Origin of the sequence: Bacillus cereus group sp. BfR-BA-01330, from assembly GCF_022663885.1 — a bacterium.
GTDB classification, from domain to species: Bacteria; Bacillota; Bacilli; order Bacillales; family Bacillaceae_G; genus Bacillus_A; species Bacillus_A cereus.
This window is the reverse complement of the sequence record NZ_JAKUGK010000002.1, coordinates 158,760-175,667: the sequence shown is the minus strand read 5'-3', so window position 1 is coordinate 175,667 and position 16,908 is coordinate 158,760. Positions and strand designations below refer to the sequence as shown.

The window sequence follows — 16,908 nt, the reverse complement described above, 5'->3', positions numbered from 1 at the left end:
AGATGGCAATTGCCATCTCTTATTTTTTATAATTCCACTCATTACTTTCATACTTTTCTTTCGCTAACGTTTGAACTTCATGTAACTGTTCTTCTGTTAATTCATATGGAACAAGTTCTACATCCAATCCTTTTTCAAAGCCAACTTCAAACGCTTTAATTAACTGTTCTATCGTAAATGTACGGTCTGTTAATTCATTAATTGCTACTGCTTTAGAAGAGAACATACTCTTCATGCGTTCCTTCACACGTTCATTTGGGAATAAAAATAGATCATATAGTTCATCTAAATCAATTTCTAATGGAATCGATCCATGCTGTAGAATAACACCTTTTTGACGCGTTTGAGCACTACCAGCAATTTTTCGTCCTTCCACTACAATTTCATACCAAGATGGTGCATCAAAACATACGCCGGAACGTGGATTTTTTAAATTTTCACGATCTGCTTCTGTTTTTGGAACTGCATAATATGCTTCTAGCCCTAATGCCTTAAAACCATCTAATAAACCTTGCGAAATAACACGATACGCTTCTGTAACTGTTTTCGGCATATTCGGATGATCTTCAGACACAATAACACTATACGTTAACTCTTTGTCATGTAGTACACCCCTGCCGCCTGTTTGACGACGAACGAATCCATATTTCTTTTCGTTAACTACATCCATATTAATATCTTTTTCAACACGTTGAAAATACCCAACTGTTAATGTTGGTACTTCCCATTCATAAAAACGAATTGTTGGTGGCATTTTCTTTTCACTTTGCCAATTTAATAAACATTCATCTAACGCCATATTAAATGCCGGTGAACATTGACCAGAGTTAATATAACACCATTTTTCTTTTCCCATCCTGCACCTCATATAACCAATTATTTTTCACATTCTCTAGTCTACCAAATTCGACAAAATTTGTGAAAGAATACGAAATTTCTTCTTATATGCAAATGAATCTGTTGCATAAATACATAAGGGCATTATAATATTGAAAGTAGGATAAGAAAAAAGGGAGCGATAGAATCGTGTCAACAACTTGGATTATTTTATTAGCCGTAATCGTAGCATTTATCGGCTACACTGTATGGATGTACTTCTATCAGAAAAAATTAATTAAAACTCTTACAGAAGAAGAATTTCGCGCTGGCTACCGTAAAGCACAGCTTATCGATATTCGTGAAGCAGACGAATATAACGCAGGGCATATTTTAGGTGCACGTAACATTCCGTTATCACAAATTCGCCTTCGCCATAAAGAACTTCGTCAAGATCAACCTGTTTACTTATATTGCCAAAGCGGATTCCGTACAGGTCGTGCAGCGCAATACTTAAAAAAACAAGGCTACAAAGATTTCTACCAATTACAAGGTGGATTTAAATCTTGGACAGGCAAAATTAAAAAGAAATAATAACATACAAAAAACTAGCTGAATAAATCAGCTAGTTTTTTCATTTCATCTTATTCGCAATGTATAATAAATTCTGCTTGATTACCTTTTCATCGTTCTCTTCTACATTCCGATACAGCAGTTGATATTCAATTCCTTTCTCTTTCCATATAAGCGTAGCAAATTCGTCACCACGTTCATAATCATCTTTATTTTTAAAATAAGCAGACGTTCCATTATTCAGTTTCATTTGTTCTTGAAATCGCTTCTCTTCCACAAGATCCGGAAAACTATAAGGAAAGTTCGCGACATTTAACTCAATATACTCATTTCTACCTGGCTCTTTCTGTTTATATTTAATCGTTAAGACAGTGCTCTTTTTCCCAAGCGTTCTTACTTCCCCCTTCACATCACTTGTAATGTCGTACGGTAAAAACGTTGGAACTTTAAACTTCACCGGAAAATATTTTGGAAGTTCCTTTAGCGGAATAGGATCTGTAACACGATCCATAGCTCCTCCCGTTGTTCCCACAAAGTGTTTTTCTTCTTGCATCGTTTGCTGAAACGAACACGAACTAAGCACGAAACTAGAAAACACGAAACAAATGATTCTTTTTTTCAATTTGTTTCCGCCCTTTCATATCGCTCTCTTAACGAACGAAGCGTTGATATTCTCTTCATATTCGCTTTGTCACCAAACTCCACCTTTGAAAACTTTCCACGTTATTCTCACACATTTTGACAACACTTTTTGCAAACAAAAAAGACCCCTATCATTCTTACGCCCAAGTGAAAAGGTTACGCGAATAAAAAGAAGTCTTATTAATACCATAGTTTGTGAAAAGCTTTTCAGGTCAAGATTTTTTCTTTCTTATTATTTTCCCTTTATAATAAGGGAAAGAGGTGATACATATGGCCAATATAAAACAAATTGCTAAAACTGCTGGTGTATCGATATCAACTGTTTCTCGTGTCCTGAATAATCACCCTTACGTAAAAGAAGAAAAGCGTAAGCGTGTTCTAGATGCTGTTGAAGAATTAAACTACGCAAAAAATATAAATGCTGTCCATTTAATAAGAGGGAAAACATATACAATTGGCGTTATGCTTCCTTTCATTAACCTCCCCTACTTCAGTACGATTATTGAAGGAATCGGAAACGAAGCGTTATTAGCTGGGTATCATATTAATTTATGTCAAACGAATTACGATAGCATTGAAGAAATTCGTGTTCTTGAAATGATGAAAATGAAACAATTTGATGGGATGATTATTTGCTCCCGAACGAGCTCTTGGGAACAAATCGAACCTTTTGCAAAATTTGCCCCTATTATTTCATGTGAAAAAATGAAGCATCCCCTCATTTCATCCATCTACGTAGATCATTATGAAGGTTTCCGTCTTGGTACTGCCTATTTACTAAGTAGAGGCCATGAAAAAATCGGAATTTGTTTAGCAAGAAAAACAAGTGTAAATTCCATGGAGCGCGAAAAAGCGTTCGCCGATACACTTCGTAACGAAGGGAAAACGTTGCATCCTGAATGGATTTTCCACCAATGCTATACAATGCAGGACGGAGCACAAATACTCCATCGTATTTTAAATATGAAAAATCGTCCAACTGCTATTTTCACAGCGAACGATCAAGTTGCAGCTGGTTTATTAACAGAGGCTCGAAAACATGGTATTCGAGTACCTGAAGACCTTGCTATCCTTGGATTTGATAATCATGAAATTTCAAAGGCATTAGAAATTTCCACAATTGAACATCCCGGTCTCGCAATGGGCTCACATGCTTTTTCTTTATTCCATAAGCAGATCCAAAGCGAGCAAATTGTCGGCAGTGCAAAAGAACTTTCATTCCATTTAATTGAGCGAGAGACTGTCTAAAAAGAGCGTTACTTATAACGCTCTTTCTCAGCTCTTCACCTATTGACTTTATATTTCCCATCTCATATAATGAACCTAACGAACGGTAGGTAGGGGATGAAAATGACAGCAAACCGCATTAAAGCTGTAGCACTTTCTCATTTCGCACGCTACGGCTATGAAGGAACTTCATTGGCAAATATTGCTCAAGAAGTTGGGATTAAAAAACCATCGATTTACGCACACTTTAAAGGAAAAGAAGAGCTATATTTCATATGCTTAGAATCTGCTCTTCAAAAAGATTTGCAGAGCTTCACAGGCGATATCGAAAGCTTTTCCAATTCGTCCACTGAAGAATTGCTTTTAAAATTATTAAAAGGGTATGCAAAACGATTTGGTGAAAGTGAAGAATCAATGTTTTGGTTACGAACTTCTTATTTTCCGCCTGATGCATTTCGCGAACAAATTATTAATAAAGCAAATGTACACATTGAAAACGTCGGAAAACTTTTATTCCCTGTATTTAAAAGAGCAAGCGAACAAGATGAGCTGCATAACATTGAAGTAAAAGACGCCTTAGAGGCTTTTCTATGCTTACTCGACGGTCTTATGGTTGAACTATTATACGCAGGTTTAAATCGTTTTGAGACACGTTTAGACGCTTCTTGGAAAGTATTTTGGCGCGGACTTTCAAACTGACGGATTGCTCCTTTGCAATGCGTCGTTTTTAAGCCCTTTACCTAACGACTGGTAGGAAGGAGAAATGACATATGGCATGGATTTATGTAATCATCGCTGGTATTATTGAAATATTTTGGGTGATTGGACTAAAAAAAGCAGAGGCACCACTTGAATGGGCTGGTGTTGCTCTATTAATTACAATTAGTTTCGTCTTATTATTTAGAGCTTATAAAGATTTACCTGTCGGCACTGTATACGCAGTCTTTACAGGAATCGGAGCTGGTGGAATCGTTCTTACAGAGATTTTCATCTTCGGAGAACCTTTCTCTATCGTAAAAGTTTTATTAATCGGTTTAATCTTCTTCGGAGTAATTGGTTTAAAACGAGTAACAGAAGAAAAAGAAGCGAAGGAGGCCGCATAAAATGGCTTGGGTATTTTTAATTCTAGCTGGTATTTGTGAAATTATTGGTGTACTCTTTATGAAAGTAGCCACTGAAAAGAAAGGCTGGGCACCAAAAGTTATTTTAATCGCTAACTTCGGCGTAAGCTTCTTCTTCTTATCTCTTGCGATGAACACATTACCGATGGGAACTGCTTACGCAATTTGGACTGGAATCGGAACTGCTGGAAGTGCACTTCTAGGCATTCTCATTTTCCGAGAATCAGCGGATTGGCGTCGTCTTGCTTTCTTAAGCTGTATTCTATGCGGCGCTGTTGGCTTAAAACTATTAAGCTAACGTGAGGTGAATGTCATGTGGAAAGAACAAGGAAAGAAAATATTAGCATGGATCACACTTGGTATCGTCATTCTATTACAAATAAGTTTTCATATAATAGAATCATTGTTTCATAAAGTATTATCCATTCTCACATTCCTTCCTAACATGACACTTGAAATTATATCAATTGTTTGGTCCATTATCGCCTCCATTGCAATCGTCATTATATGGAGTATCGCCAAACTATGGAATAAGTTATTAAAAAAGGACAGTACTTCTGAAAAAGAGTAACTGTCCTTTTTTATATTCATTCAGACTTTCTGTAGAAGTTAGATGTGATAAGACAAAACAGACCAACTATGGCAATACTTATACCAACCCTTTTATGTAAACTTGGAAATAACGGTGGTATATCCGAGTAAACATTTGCTAATATGAGACCGATTGAAAATAAAAATATTCCTATTCTATATAACCATTTTCTTTTGTTCATCATTCTCCCCTCCTAACATTTTTCATACACTCCTTTCTTTTGGACATACTACCTAAAAAAGGAGTGGATAATATGCAAAATTCTATACATAAGCAAATTCTATTTTTATTTTTCCTCTTTCTTATTCTCGTTATCGTTTTCAGCTTTATATTACATACTCCAAAAGATGTACCAAATAGCGTTTCTTTTTATAAACTACTGCTCTCGTATTGTCGTTATTGAAGAAGGTGCCTTTTTTAAGGCACCTTTTAAAATTCTCTTTTTTCATATATTTTTACTGAAACAAAGGTAGATGCTATGAACATGCACATGGAACTAATGAATAACAAGCTGTTGTATAGTTGAATTTGTTCTAAGTTAATTTGAAACAAAGCTTCTAAAACAACTATCGGTGCCCTGAATATTACTATCGTAATGAAAATGGTTTTCTTATACCCTAGCCAAAAGGATATTGGTATAACAAAACTTAAATACAATAAAATAAAGCTAATACTAGCAACCATTGTCGTTTCAATAAATTCAAATAAGTTAACCCCACTCTTCATTCCCATCGTGAAACAACCGACCGTTACACTTATAAAAAGAATAATAATTGCTACTATATATTTCGCATACACAATTTGTTTTCTCAATATTGGTAAACTATTTACTATAACTTCACTCTCATTTTTACTATCTGCTTCAAATGTTTTTACTGTTGCCCCAATTGTAATAATTACTGACATAATTATGAACAGATTTTCCGTATCTGTTAAGGCCATATAAAAGAAAACAGGATACAGTATGTACCAAATTAAAAATTTCCATTGAATGATGAAATCTTTTAAAATTAGTTACTTGATCATGTATTACCCCTCCTAATATGAAAATGCCCCTTCTATAACTCTGCCTCCTGAAACATTTTCATTGAGAGAAACATTGATATGACTATACTTACTAACACTCCAATACCAAGAACACCCATTGCTAGTGTAGCCTCTTGAGAGTGGAGTACTTTTAGCATAATTGTTTTATCACCAAAAATATTGCACATAAGACCAATCATACCCATTAAAGGAAAAAGCATACTCAAATTTAAGACAGTAATAACTTTATATCCCCCAATGTAATTAGTCGGTATCGTTACTGCACAATAAATCAAAGTTGCTACTATTGCTGAAAATATTGCATACCCAGGCATAACTATATCTCTGTTCAATAAAATATTTCCTAATATTACGACTATAAAAGTTACACTCAAACCAGCCATAATAAATAATGAACTTGCAATATATTTAGCTATAACTATCTCTGTTCTCGTTATAGGCAAACTCACTAACACTTTTTCTGCTTTACTTTTCTCGTCATAATAAAAAGAAATATATATAATCGTACTACATGTTATAAATACTCCTATTGCAATCCCCATTGGTTCGACGGAATCCTTAAAAATAGATAAAATGGGTATTAAAAAATAGAAAGGAAACATCTTCTTCTGTAAGAAAAACTCCTTCAAAATCAATTGTTGCATATAAATTCTCCTCTCTATAAATCACGCGTTTCATAAATTTTAATTGTAAGAAACATAGAAACGATATAGACACTAGCTAATATCATTCCTCCAACTATAAATACACCAATATGTACTGAATTCATAATCCACTCACTGAATGAAGATGTTGTTTCATACAGCCCATCACTAATAAATATCCAAAGAATTACACCCACTCCTATTGATGCTGCTGATCCTATACTTCTTACTACCTTCGATTTTGTACCATAATAACTAGGGAAAAACGTGACAACAAAAAATGTGGCATAAACAGCTCCATTTATGACTTCATACCATGGAATTTCAATGTATAGATTAGGATGATATACACCGATATCACTAATAACCACAATACCCCTTATAAGAAAAACAACTAACATCGTAGAGAGAATGGCACCAACAATGAATATTGCACAGGAAATATATCTAGCAATTATGATATCCTTTCGACTTACCGGTAAACTATTTATAACAATGTCACTTTTATTTCTTTCATCCATAACGGTTAACGTCATAACCGATGAAAAGGTTATAAATAGACAACTCATTGGAAATAACAATTCACCACTTGCATCTAACATAAAGAACAAAAGGGGCATAACAAGATTCACTAACCAAATTACCCGAAAAAAGAACAAATCTTTATATACGAGCTGACGCATAGGCACCTCTCCCTTTCGCAGTGTAAACGATAATGTCATCTAATGTAGGCTTTTCTAGTACAACCTCATTTCCAAACCAATCGATAATTGTTTGTTTATCCTTCGCTAAACCTTCAAAACCAAATTTATTTTTTCGTAATCCAACAAATAGTTCTTTTCCTTCTCGGTCTAATAAATCATTACTTCCTTTTACGATTACGTAGTTCTCCATTAAGTCTTCTTTTTCACCAGTAAATATAATTTCTCCATCGTTGATAAACGTAATATAATCTGCAATGCGCTCTAAATCTGTTGTAATGTGCGTTGAGAATAATACGGATACTTCATCTTCCATTACAATTTCTTGCAACATATCAAGTAATTCACTTCGAACAACTGGATCTAACCCTGCTGTCGGTTCGTCCATAATAATAAACTCTGCGTGGTGCGAAAGTGCGATGGCAATCGCAAACTTCATTTTCATCCCTTTAGATAGCTCTTTAATTTTTTTATACTTTGGAACTTGCAATCTATGCATATACGATTGATACTGCTCTTCGTCCCACTTTTTATATAACGGTGCAATAATACGCTTCATTTGTTCACACGTTAAATCTTCGTAATAATGATTTTCATCATATACAAAACCAATATTTTGTTTTATGTCCTTTTCGGCTTTCTTATTGTCTTTGCCAAAAATTTTTATATCGCCGCTATCTTTTCTAATTAAATTCATAATCATTTTGATCGTTGTACTTTTCCCAGCACCATTTGGTCCGACAAACCCCATAATATATCCTCGTGGTAATGCAAAACTTATATTTTTCACTGCAAAATCTTGATAACTTTTACAAACATTTTTTAGCTCTAACATCTCTTATTCCCCCTTATATAAACACGCAATCATCTGCTGCAATTCTTCAAGTGAAAGCTGCAACACTTTACTTTCTTTTACGATTTCTTCAGCTTTACTTTCCAATAGGCGAAGCCTTTGTTCTTTTAATAGTTCATTATTTTTACGTGAAACATAAGTCCCCTTCCCAGCAACAGTTTCTATATATCCTTCTTTTTCAAGCTCCTCGTATGCACGCTTCGTTGTAATGACACTAATTTGTAATTCCTTCGCTAAGCTACGAATAGACGGTAATTGATCTCCACCCTTTAAACCGCCATTTAAAATAAGCTGGCTTAATTGTTTTCTTATTTGCACATAAATAGGGTCTTGGGAAGAATTCGAAATAATAATATTCATGTTTTCCTCCAGTGTGTGTATATACTGTGTATACCTTATATACACAGTATATACACACCATCCTATTTTTGGCAAGAAAAAAAGACCAACATTTTCCTGTTGGTCTTTCGTATATGTATCACTTTTCAAAGCGATCTAACATCTCGTCTCTCATTCCGAAACTTACTACTGCAATTCCTATATACATAAACAGAAGGAATGCCGGATGAACTGTGTTGTACCAGCTGCTGTCAACAATTAAGTAAATCGTTAATGCCACAACAAGAACAAACGCTAAGATAAACATATAAAAGTGTCTTGTACTACCCATGATAAACTCCTCTCTTCTCACTTCACCATTCAACAGTTTATTTTATCGAATAATTCGATATGACTCAAGGTTAACTTTCTGTTATGTAATCAAGTTCTACCTTTACAATGTCCTCACATGCTATTGAAATGATTGTTCCTTGTTTATCAATCGCCGTCACTTCTCTATTATCCATTACACGATTTGCTACTCTTTCTAACACTTTTCCTTGGTCTCGATAGCAAAATTCTTTTACATCTTTAATTGTTTCTCCATTTTCTAAATGGTATACCATTCTATAACATCGATATCCCACACTTTCACCCCCGTCTTGTTCGTTTTTTCACATATACATAAAAATGAGTAATCTTTGCCTCATCACATCTTCTTAATTTCAATAAAATTCTAACAAAAATAAATACTTTTATCAAACCGACTTTTTCAACAAAACTACCTATAAAACTACACCTTTACACCATTAGGAAACAAAAAATATATTTTTTTAACATTTTCTTCACTATTTCTGCATAAAGTGAAACTTTAATCAGTGGGGATTTTTGTTCATCCCCACTGATTATTAGTTGAACCAATCGGGCATTTACGGACAGTTTATCTCCCACCTGACTTCTTTGCACCAGCTAAGTTTTGAGTTGGAAGTTTACTGTCCGTTAATGCGGGACAAATTATCCATACAAAAAAAGAACCCGCCTCAGCGAGTTCTTCTTTTGTTATTCTAATCAAACTTGTACAGGAGCTGGCTTTGCATAACGTAAAACTGGTTTACGTGCAGCCATCGTTTCGTCTAAACGTTTAATGACTGTCGTATGCGGTGCTTCTTGTACAACTTCTGGATTTTCTTCTACTTCTTTAGCGATTTGAATCATCTTATCAATGAAACCATCTAATGTTTCTTTTGATTCTGTTTCTGTCGGCTCAATCATAATACATTCTTCCACATTTAATGGGAAGTAAATTGTTGGTGGATGGTAACCAAAATCAAGCAGACGTTTTGCAATATCTAATGTACGTACACCAAGTTTCTTTTGACGACGACCTGATAATACAAATTCATGCTTACAATGTCTATCGAATGGAAGATCATAGAATGGCGCTAATCTTCTCATCATATAGTTCGCATTTAATACAGCATACTCCGTTACTGCACGCAAACCATCTGGACCCATAGAGCGAATATACGTGTATGCACGAACGTTAATTCCGAAGTTACCATAGAATGGTTTCACACGACCAATTGCTTCTGGGCGGTCGTAGTTGAAGTGATAACCACTTTCCGTTTTCTCTAAAATCGGTTTTGGTAAGTACGGAATTAAATCAGCTTTCACACCTACTGGACCAGAACCTGGGCCACCACCGCCGTGAGGACCTGTAAATGTTTTATGAAGGTTTAAATGCACAACGTCAAATCCCATATCTCCTGGGCGTGCTTGGCTTAATACCGCATTTAAGTTTGCACCATCATAGTATAATTTACCGCCTGCATTATGGACGATTTCTGCCATTTCTAAAATATTTTCTTCGAATAGACCTAATGTATTAGGATTTGTTAACATAAGTGCTGCTGTTTCTTCGTTTACAACACGTTTTAAGTCTTCTAAGTCAACAAGGCCATTTTCATTTGATTTTACTGTAATTGTTTCAAAACCAGCTACAGTTGCAGATGCTGGGTTCGTTCCGTGAGCAGAGTCAGGTACAATTACTTTCGTACGGTTAAAGTCACCATTCGCTTCATGGTATGCACGAATTAACATTAAACCTGTCCATTCTCCGTGTGCACCAGCTGCTGGTTGTAAAGTAACAGTATCCATACCTGTAATTTCAATTAAATGCTCTTGTAAGTCGTACATTAATTCCATTGCACCTTGTACTGTCTTTTCATCTTGCAGTGGATGAATATTTGCAAATCCTGCGAAACGAGCTACACTCTCATTAATTTTCGGATTATATTTCATCGTACAAGATCCAAGTGGATAGAATCCAGAATCAACACCGTGGTTACGGTTTGAAAGTGCTGTATAGTGGCGCATAATATCAAGTTCAGATACTTCTGGTAGCTCTGCATCTTCTACTCGAATATAATCGCTCTCAAACACATCTTCTAGTTTCACTTCTTCTACATCTAATTTGGGTAAGCTATATCCTATGCGTCCTTCTTTACTCACTTCAAAGATAAGTGCTTGGTCTTGGTTCTTCATTGGATAGCCCCCATTTCGTTTACAAGTGTGTCAATTTCCTCTTTTGTACGAAGCTCAGTTACTGCTACAAGCATATGGTTTTCATGCTCTTTATAATCACGGCCTAGATCGTAACCACCGATAATATTCTTTTGTAATAATGCATCGTTTACTTCTTTCACTGGACGTTTGCAATCTACAACAAACTCATTGAAGAATGGTCCAGCAAATGTTACTGTGAAGCCTTTCGCTTCAAATTGACGTTTTGCATACTGTGCTTTAGAAATGTTTTGACGTGCCATTTCTTTCACACCTTGTTTGCCAAGTGCCGTCATTGCAACAGAAGCTGCTAATGCATTTAACGCTTGGTTTGAACAAATGTTAGATGTCGCTTTATCACGACGAATATGCTGTTCACGTGCTTGTAACGTTAATACAAATCCACGTTTACCATCTGAATCTACAGTTTGTCCAACAAGACGTCCTGGAATTTTACGCATAAATGCTTTCGTTGTTGCAAAGTAACCACAGTGCGGTCCACCAAACTGCGTTGGAATACCGAATGGTTGTGCATCACCGATTACAATATCAGCACCAAATTTCCCTGGTGGTGTTAATGCGCCTAATGATAATGGATTTGAAGAAACGATAAATAATGATTTTTGTTGATGAACGATTTTTTCAATATCAGCTAATTTTTCAACTTGTCCGAAGAAGTTTGGATATTGAACGATTACACAAGCAACTGTATCATCTACTTCACTTTGTAATACGTCTAAATCTGTTACACCATCTTTATGATTAATTTCAACAACTTCAAGATTTTGACCTTTTGCATACGTTTCAAGTACTGCTCTTGATTCTGGATGAACCGCGCTAGATACAAGAATTTTCTTTTTGCGAGTATGGCCAGCTGCTAACATTGCCGCTTCAGCTAAAGCTGTACCCCCGTCATACATAGAAGAGTTTGCTACATCCATTCCTGTTAATTCACAAATCATTGTTTGGAATTCAAAGATTGCTTGTAATTCCCCTTGTGAAATTTCCGGTTGGTATGGTGTATAAGCTGTATAAAATTCTGAGCGAGAAATAACATGATCTACAATTACTGGAGCATAATGATCGTATACGCCTGCTCCTAAGAAAGAAGCGTATTCTTTTAAGTTAGCATTTTTATTAGCCATTTGAGATAGCTCTTTTAAAAGCTCTGGCTCTGATTTTGCTTCTTTAATTTTTAAATCCCCTTTAAAACGAACACTCTCTGGAATATCAGAGAATAATTCATCGATCGTTTGAACGCCGATCGTTTGTAACATTTCTTTTTTGTCTTCTTCTGTCATTGGAAGATAACGATGCAACATGAAATCTACCCCTCTCCCCGTTACTTTGAACGTTTGTAAAATGGTGTTGGAACAACTACTGCTTTGACGCGTTTATTACGAATTTCAATTTCTACTTCTGTATCAACTGCTGCGTATTTTACATCAATTAGTGCTAAACCAATGCTTTTCTTTAACGTTGGAGATTGTGTACCACTTGTTACTTCCCCAATTTTTTCTTCACCAATAAATACAGGGTAATGCGTACGAGGAATTCCACGTTCGATTACTTCGATGCCGACTAATTTACGAGGCGCACCGTTTTCTTTTTGCTCTTTTAACGTTGCTTTTCCAAAGAAGTCTGCTTCTTTATTTGTTTTTACCGCAAAGCCAATTCCAGCCTCAATCGGTGTAATATCTTTTGATAATTCTTGTCCATAAAGTGGTAATGTTGCTTCGAATCGAAGTGTATCACGAGCACCTAAACCACATGCTTTTAAGCCCTCTTCTGCTCCAACTTCAAGAAGTTTCTCCCAAAGTTTTGCAGCATCTTCACTCTTACAGTAAATTTCGAATCCATCTTCACCTGTATAACCTGTACGAGATACAAGTGCTGGAATTCCATCTACAAGAATATCGTTTTTAAATTTAAAGAACTTAATTTCTTTCAAATCTTCTGACACAACTTTTTGTAAAATGCCTTCTGCTTTTGGTCCTTGAATTGCAAGCTGTGCAACTTCACTAGAAACATTGACTACTGTCGCATCGCCAATTACATGACTTGCTAACCATTCGTAATCTTTCTCGATATTTGATGCATTGATTACTAATAAATAGTCTTCTTCACCACGTTTGTAGATTAATAAATCATCTACTGTACCACCATTTTCGTAGCACATAGCTGTATATTGTGCGCCCCCTACCTTTAAGGTAGATACGTCATTTGTAACAACACGTTGTAAAAATGCTAAACTATCTACACCTTTTACTTCAACTTCTCCCATATGAGACACATCGAACAAACCTGCAGCTGTACGTACAGCTTCGTGTTCTTCTTTAATGCTTGAAAATTGAACTGGTAATTCCCAACCACCGAAGTCGATTGTTTTCCCACCATACTTCGCGTATACATCAAATAACGGTGTACGTTGTAATGTAATCATGCTCTCTCCCCCTTATGCTTTGACAAATCAATAAAAGTTGCTTCCCTTTTCTAAACATTTTCATTCTGAAAAGATAGGATATACGGAATCTCATTATATTTTTTTATGAAAGCGTAAATAAAAAATCACTTTCTTGGATAAAATACGAAAGATTCCACACATTTCACACCATTATCCTAACATCATTCGCTATATTTCATCAATATTCTAGCATAAAAAATAATTTAGAATTTTTTATGTTAAAACACAATAAATACAGCTTTTGAGATTTAATACTTTATTATTGTCTATCATATAGCCTTTAATAACGATAATTATGCCTTCTTTTAAGGCAAATCATCATACATTAAAAAATAATTACTTTAGTTTATAAAAGGTGGGAGAGTCGTAATGAATGTCGATATTTCAGTAGATCGGACGTGGCAAAACAATTTTTTAAATAGAATTGATGAAGATGGTCCTTGGACAAACTGGGATTTATATCACTTAGCTTATGAAACAGAAAAATCGTTACTTGTTCCTACTTTTGATGGACTACAAGCACCGAAACATTTATCCCATTTCACACCGCTTCCGCATCAATTAGAAGTCGCTCAAAATGTAATTGAACAAATGAATGGTAAAGCGATTCTAGCAGATGAAGTAGGTCTTGGAAAAACAATCGAAGCTGGACTTATTTTGAAAGAATACATGGTCCGCGGGCTTGTGAAAAAGGTACTTATACTTGTCCCAGCTTCTCTCGTATCACAATGGGCATACGAGCTGAATACAAAGTTTTTCATTCCCGCTGTAGCACAAAAGAAAAGCTACTCGTGGGAACAAGCTGACGTAATCGTATCATCAATTGATACTGCGAAACGTTCACCACATCGCGATATCGTGTTGAACTTAGAATATGACCTTATTATTATCGATGAAGCACATAAACTGAAAAATAATAAAACAAAAAACTATGAATTTGCACAACGATTAAAAAAGAAGTTTTGTTTATTACTAACCGCTACTCCTGTTCAAAATAAGATTGATGAAATTTTTAACCTTGTTTCTTTATTAAAGCCAGGACATCTAGGCAATCAATCCAACTTTGAAGAATATTACGCTTCCAAAAATCGTTCAGCCGAATCAGATGAAGACTTAAAAGCTCTCATTAACAAAGTAATGGTGCGAAATAGACGACATAATACCGGTATCGATTGGCCGAAGAGACATGTACGTACAATTTTTGTTGAGTTTAATGAACAAGAACAAGCTCTATATAATGATATCGAAAATTGGCGAGGACAAGACGCCTTCACATCTGCTTTCTCATCGTTAACGTTAAAACGGGAAGCGTGTAGTAGTCGTGAGGCTGTTTACTATTCATTGAAAAAGCATGTAGAAAAAAGACAGAAAGAAAATGAACATTATATAAAAGATCCACATATCGATGTGCTAATGGACAAAATTAATCATATTCCTTTCAACTCGAAAGCAACTAAAGCTCTAGAGCTTATAAAAGAAATTGACGATAAAGTCGTCATTTTCACGGAATACCGAGCATCACAGATGTACTTACAATGGTTTTTACAACAACACGGTATTTCTTCTGTCCCATTCCGCGGCGGATTTAAACGCGGGAAGAAAGATTGGATGAAGGAACTTTTCCAAAATCGTGCCCAAGTGTTAATTGCAACGGAAGCTGGCGGAGAAGGCATTAACTTACAGTTTTGTAGCCATATGATCAATTATGATTTGCCATGGAATCCAATGCGTCTTGAGCAAAGAATCGGACGTATTCACCGTCTCGGTCAAAAGAATGATGTTCATATTTATAACTTAGCTACAAAGCATACTGTTGAAGAACATATTCTGAAACTGTTATATGAAAAAATTAACTTATTCGAGCGTGTTATCGGTGAACTCGATGAAATTTTAACGAGAATTAATATGAAAAACATCGACGCGCACATTCAAGAAATTTTCGCGCAATCAAAAAGCGAAGGTGAAATTAGAATTAAGATGGAAAACTTAACATCTATTATCGACTTTGCGAAACGAAATGAAGCTGAGGTGCAAGGCTATGCAGCAACATGAAATTCATAATTACTTATACAATTTCTTTGAGGCGAATAACTGTGAAATTTTAGAACGTTCTCCTCATTTATTAGATGTACAGTTAACAATTGAGATGGATAAATTATTAATGAATCGCCCTTTTTATTGGCACTACCTTGAGAAAACAGGAGGCGTACCGAATCCGATGCGCCTTACTCTTATTACAAATCCAGAAAATGAAGAAAATGATGGTGAGCTTATTCACTACGGTTCACCACGTCTACATCAAATTTTCCAAACGACAAAAGAATTAGGCTCATACATACGTTTATATGAGGATGTAAGACATAATGGAGCAACACATACACCGCTCCACCCTTGGCTCGGTATTAATATAAAAGTTTCCTATCAATGTGATCGAAAAAAAGACATCCTTCACTCGATTGGTATTCATCTCATTTCTGGAACAATGATGGCAAACTTTCATGAAACATTAACAAACATTAAACTTACACCAAAAATACCTGATTTTTGTTTTACGCTCTCGCCCATCATTAAACCTCAAAGCGGTTTACAACGCATAGAAGACGCTTTAAAAAATATAATTGCAGAAGATGACCATACGTGGGCAAAAGAAGCAAGAGTGCGTTGGAATCATGATTTAGACCTTTTAAACCGTTTTTATGAAGAAAGTGACGAACTTCCTGAGAGCTATGAAATTGAAAAACAAGCTCTGCAAGAACAGTATGAACCACGTATTACAGTGCAAATTATTAACGGTGGACTCTTTTATGTTACCGCGAATCATTTTCTATCAAAATAAAGCTCCTTCTGCTTTAGAAGGAGCTTTATTTCGAGTTACTCTCTATCCTCATTACGCTCTTGTTGTTTTTGCTTTGCCATGCGTTTTTGATACGCACGATCCTTCGCGCTCACATGATTTGCATCAGTTGGAAGATTTTCTTTCGAACGTCCAATTCCATTGCTCATCTTTCCCACTCCTTTTTACGTTTTTCAGAATACATGTTTATTTTCAGCTAGAGTTACAATCCTTATACAAAAAAATAAGAGCAGCCATTGGCCACTCTTACTCGCTCACATATTTTTGAAACATATCATGGATGCCTTTATTTACTAGGTTCGAGATCTGCTCGTCAGATTTATTCGGATAACGATCACGCAATCTGATAGATGCCTTCACCATTAAATTTTCTAATACAGAACGGCCACCTTCTCCATAAATAATTTCAGCATATTTAACAAGCCTTCCATCCTCTACTGTTGCTGGATTATGATTGAAGAAAAATTTACTCATTGTCTCCACCTCTCTCTTTT

Annotated in this window: 23 protein-coding genes; 8 read left to right on the top strand and 15 right to left on the bottom strand. The window is 35.5% G+C overall.

The features are described 5' to 3' along the window. Positions 1 to 19: 19 nt before the first annotated feature. Positions 20 to 856, bottom strand: coding sequence for a lipoate--protein ligase family protein (locus MR112_RS06685; protein WP_000514081.1), 837 nt, complete (start codon positions 854 to 856; stop codon positions 20 to 22). 170 nt (positions 857 to 1,026) lie between these two features. Between MR112_RS06685 and MR112_RS06680 the strand changes: the two genes are divergently transcribed. Beyond that, entirely contained in the window at positions 1,027 to 1,410 is a 384-nt protein-coding gene (locus tag MR112_RS06680; RefSeq protein ID WP_000108653.1) for a rhodanese-like domain-containing protein, read from the top strand. Positions 1,411 to 1,450: 40 nt separating this feature from the next. Here the strand turns inward: MR112_RS06680 and MR112_RS06675 are convergent, their stop codons facing one another. After that, positions 1,451 to 1,987: a hypothetical protein gene (locus MR112_RS06675; protein ID WP_033691120.1), complete on the bottom strand. Its 537-nt coding sequence runs from the start codon at positions 1,985 to 1,987 to the stop codon at positions 1,451 to 1,453. 314 nt (positions 1,988 to 2,301) lie between these two features. On the opposite strand from MR112_RS06675, the gene MR112_RS06670 reads away from it, so the two are divergent. From MR112_RS06670 to MR112_RS06650, 5 genes are all read left to right on the top strand, one after another. Beyond that, positions 2,302 to 3,279 (top strand): LacI family DNA-binding transcriptional regulator, encoded by a 978-nt coding sequence (locus MR112_RS06670; protein ID WP_001273985.1) that lies wholly within the window; start codon positions 2,302 to 2,304, stop codon positions 3,277 to 3,279. A 96-nt stretch (positions 3,280 to 3,375) separates the two neighbouring features. Then, positions 3,376 to 3,957, top strand: a complete 582-nt coding sequence (locus tag MR112_RS06665) for a TetR/AcrR family transcriptional regulator (RefSeq protein WP_002005730.1) — start codon at positions 3,376 to 3,378, stop codon at positions 3,955 to 3,957. A gap of 71 nt (positions 3,958 to 4,028) precedes the next feature. After that, a complete protein-coding gene (locus tag MR112_RS06660; RefSeq protein ID WP_000312339.1) occupies positions 4,029 to 4,361 on the top strand; it encodes a DMT family transporter in 333 nt (110 codons plus the stop codon). Between the two features lies 1 nt (position 4,362). Then, positions 4,363 to 4,677 (top strand): DMT family transporter, encoded by a 315-nt coding sequence (locus tag MR112_RS06655; protein ID WP_000312623.1) that lies wholly within the window; start codon positions 4,363 to 4,365, stop codon positions 4,675 to 4,677. Between the two features lie 15 nt (positions 4,678 to 4,692). After that, complete coding sequence (locus MR112_RS06650; RefSeq protein WP_000265430.1) at positions 4,693 to 4,950, top strand: DUF3975 family protein; 258 nt, start codon at positions 4,693 to 4,695, stop codon at positions 4,948 to 4,950. 16 nt (positions 4,951 to 4,966) lie between these two features. Here MR112_RS06650 and MR112_RS06645 read toward each other — a convergent pair whose 3' ends face one another. The 11 genes from MR112_RS06645 to gcvT all read right to left on the bottom strand — a co-directional run bounded on the left by MR112_RS06645 (position 4,967) and on the right by gcvT (position 13,539). Next, positions 4,967 to 5,155 (bottom strand): hypothetical protein, encoded by a 189-nt coding sequence (locus MR112_RS06645; protein ID WP_002164431.1) that lies wholly within the window; start codon positions 5,153 to 5,155, stop codon positions 4,967 to 4,969. A gap of 245 nt (positions 5,156 to 5,400) precedes the next feature. Beyond that, a complete protein-coding gene (locus tag MR112_RS06640; RefSeq protein WP_242244896.1) occupies positions 5,401 to 5,982 on the bottom strand; it encodes an ABC-2 transporter permease in 582 nt (193 codons plus the stop codon). A gap of 47 nt (positions 5,983 to 6,029) precedes the next feature. After that, on the bottom strand, positions 6,030 to 6,662 hold the full coding sequence (locus tag MR112_RS06635) for an ABC-2 transporter permease (protein ID WP_001186551.1): 633 nt from the start codon (positions 6,660 to 6,662) through the stop codon (positions 6,030 to 6,032). A gap of 14 nt (positions 6,663 to 6,676) precedes the next feature. Then, entirely contained in the window at positions 6,677 to 7,345 is a 669-nt protein-coding gene (locus tag MR112_RS06630) for an ABC-2 transporter permease (RefSeq protein ID WP_242244869.1), read from the bottom strand. Further along, positions 7,326 to 8,198, bottom strand: coding sequence for an ABC transporter ATP-binding protein (locus tag MR112_RS06625; protein ID WP_000891311.1), 873 nt, complete (start codon positions 8,196 to 8,198; stop codon positions 7,326 to 7,328). The genes MR112_RS06630 and MR112_RS06625 overlap by 20 nt, the downstream gene beginning before the upstream one ends. A gap of 3 nt (positions 8,199 to 8,201) precedes the next feature. Then, positions 8,202 to 8,576 carry a GntR family transcriptional regulator gene (locus MR112_RS06620; protein ID WP_001021349.1) on the bottom strand — a complete coding sequence of 125 codons (375 nt, stop codon included), beginning with the start codon at positions 8,574 to 8,576 and terminating at the stop codon, positions 8,202 to 8,204. A 118-nt stretch (positions 8,577 to 8,694) separates the two neighbouring features. After that, complete coding sequence (locus tag MR112_RS06615) at positions 8,695 to 8,886, bottom strand: hypothetical protein (RefSeq protein ID WP_000535933.1); 192 nt, start codon at positions 8,884 to 8,886, stop codon at positions 8,695 to 8,697. Positions 8,887 to 8,956: 70 nt separating this feature from the next. After that, positions 8,957 to 9,160, bottom strand: coding sequence for a DUF3929 family protein (locus tag MR112_RS06610; protein ID WP_000262496.1), 204 nt, complete (start codon positions 9,158 to 9,160; stop codon positions 8,957 to 8,959). A 442-nt stretch (positions 9,161 to 9,602) separates the two neighbouring features. Continuing rightward, positions 9,603 to 11,078 carry an aminomethyl-transferring glycine dehydrogenase subunit 2 gene (gene gcvPB / locus MR112_RS06605; protein ID WP_000795703.1) on the bottom strand — a complete coding sequence of 492 codons (1,476 nt, stop codon included), beginning with the start codon at positions 11,076 to 11,078 and terminating at the stop codon, positions 9,603 to 9,605. Continuing rightward, positions 11,075 to 12,418 (bottom strand): aminomethyl-transferring glycine dehydrogenase subunit 1, encoded by a 1,344-nt coding sequence (gcvPA, locus tag MR112_RS06600; RefSeq protein ID WP_000903228.1) that lies wholly within the window; start codon positions 12,416 to 12,418, stop codon positions 11,075 to 11,077. Before gcvPA ends, gcvPB begins: the two co-directional genes overlap by 4 nt. A 20-nt stretch (positions 12,419 to 12,438) precedes the next feature. Then, positions 12,439 to 13,539: a glycine cleavage system aminomethyltransferase GcvT gene (gcvT, locus tag MR112_RS06595; protein ID WP_000631769.1), complete on the bottom strand. Its 1,101-nt coding sequence runs from the start codon at positions 13,537 to 13,539 to the stop codon at positions 12,439 to 12,441. Between the two features lie 390 nt (positions 13,540 to 13,929). Between gcvT and MR112_RS06590 the strand changes: the two genes are divergently transcribed. Both MR112_RS06590 and MR112_RS06585 read left to right on the top strand, forming a co-directional pair. After that, positions 13,930 to 15,612, top strand: coding sequence for a DEAD/DEAH box helicase (locus MR112_RS06590; protein ID WP_001100040.1), 1,683 nt, complete (start codon positions 13,930 to 13,932; stop codon positions 15,610 to 15,612). Continuing rightward, complete coding sequence (locus MR112_RS06585) at positions 15,599 to 16,396, top strand: YqhG family protein (protein ID WP_001183964.1); 798 nt, start codon at positions 15,599 to 15,601, stop codon at positions 16,394 to 16,396. The genes MR112_RS06590 and MR112_RS06585 overlap by 14 nt, the downstream gene beginning before the upstream one ends. 35 nt (positions 16,397 to 16,431) lie before the next feature. Here MR112_RS06585 and MR112_RS28765 read toward each other — a convergent pair whose 3' ends face one another. Next, complete coding sequence (locus MR112_RS28765) at positions 16,432 to 16,563, bottom strand: hypothetical protein (RefSeq protein ID WP_000064668.1); 132 nt, start codon at positions 16,561 to 16,563, stop codon at positions 16,432 to 16,434. A gap of 97 nt (positions 16,564 to 16,660) precedes the next feature. Next, positions 16,661 to 16,888, bottom strand: a complete 228-nt coding sequence (locus MR112_RS06580) for a hypothetical protein (RefSeq protein ID WP_000032702.1) — start codon at positions 16,886 to 16,888, stop codon at positions 16,661 to 16,663. Positions 16,889 to 16,908: the final 20 nt, after the last annotated feature.

Excerpts from the sequence above, each read along its gene's own strand:
- MR112_RS06620 (WP_001021349.1), bottom strand. The coding sequence starts at position 8,576 with ATGAATATTATTATTTCGAATTCTTCCCAAGACCCTATTTATGTGCAA.
- MR112_RS06590 (WP_001100040.1), top strand. The coding sequence starts at position 13,930 with ATGAATGTCGATATTTCAGTAGATCGGACGTGGCAAAACAATTTTTTA.
- MR112_RS28765 (WP_000064668.1), bottom strand. The coding sequence starts at position 16,563 with ATGAGCAATGGAATTGGACGTTCGAAAGAAAATCTTCCAACTGATGCA.
- MR112_RS06665 (WP_002005730.1), top strand. The coding sequence starts at position 3,376 with ATGAAAATGACAGCAAACCGCATTAAAGCTGTAGCACTTTCTCATTTC.
- MR112_RS06625 (WP_000891311.1), bottom strand. The coding sequence starts at position 8,198 with ATGTTAGAGCTAAAAAATGTTTGTAAAAGTTATCAAGATTTTGCAGTG.
- MR112_RS06645 (WP_002164431.1), bottom strand. The coding sequence starts at position 5,155 with ATGATGAACAAAAGAAAATGGTTATATAGAATAGGAATATTTTTATTT.
- MR112_RS06610 (WP_000262496.1), bottom strand. The coding sequence starts at position 9,160 with ATGGTATACCATTTAGAAAATGGAGAAACAATTAAAGATGTAAAAGAA.
- MR112_RS06655 (WP_000312623.1), top strand. The coding sequence starts at position 4,363 with ATGGCTTGGGTATTTTTAATTCTAGCTGGTATTTGTGAAATTATTGGT.
- MR112_RS06670 (WP_001273985.1), top strand. The coding sequence starts at position 2,302 with ATGGCCAATATAAAACAAATTGCTAAAACTGCTGGTGTATCGATATCA.
- gcvPA (WP_000903228.1), bottom strand. The coding sequence starts at position 12,418 with ATGTTGCATCGTTATCTTCCAATGACAGAAGAAGACAAAAAAGAAATG.
- MR112_RS06585 (WP_001183964.1), top strand. The coding sequence starts at position 15,599 with ATGCAGCAACATGAAATTCATAATTACTTATACAATTTCTTTGAGGCG.
- gcvT (WP_000631769.1), bottom strand. The coding sequence starts at position 13,539 with ATGATTACATTACAACGTACACCGTTATTTGATGTATACGCGAAGTAT.
- MR112_RS06615 (WP_000535933.1), bottom strand. The coding sequence starts at position 8,886 with ATGGGTAGTACAAGACACTTTTATATGTTTATCTTAGCGTTTGTTCTT.
- MR112_RS06660 (WP_000312339.1), top strand. The coding sequence starts at position 4,029 with ATGGCATGGATTTATGTAATCATCGCTGGTATTATTGAAATATTTTGG.
- MR112_RS06685 (WP_000514081.1), bottom strand. The coding sequence starts at position 856 with ATGGGAAAAGAAAAATGGTGTTATATTAACTCTGGTCAATGTTCACCG.
- MR112_RS06635 (WP_001186551.1), bottom strand. The coding sequence starts at position 6,662 with ATGCAACAATTGATTTTGAAGGAGTTTTTCTTACAGAAGAAGATGTTT.
- MR112_RS06630 (WP_242244869.1), bottom strand. The coding sequence starts at position 7,345 with ATGCGTCAGCTCGTATATAAAGATTTGTTCTTTTTTCGGGTAATTTGG.
- MR112_RS06650 (WP_000265430.1), top strand. The coding sequence starts at position 4,693 with ATGTGGAAAGAACAAGGAAAGAAAATATTAGCATGGATCACACTTGGT.
- MR112_RS06580 (WP_000032702.1), bottom strand. The coding sequence starts at position 16,888 with ATGAGTAAATTTTTCTTCAATCATAATCCAGCAACAGTAGAGGATGGA.
- gcvPB (WP_000795703.1), bottom strand. The coding sequence starts at position 11,078 with ATGAAGAACCAAGACCAAGCACTTATCTTTGAAGTGAGTAAAGAAGGA.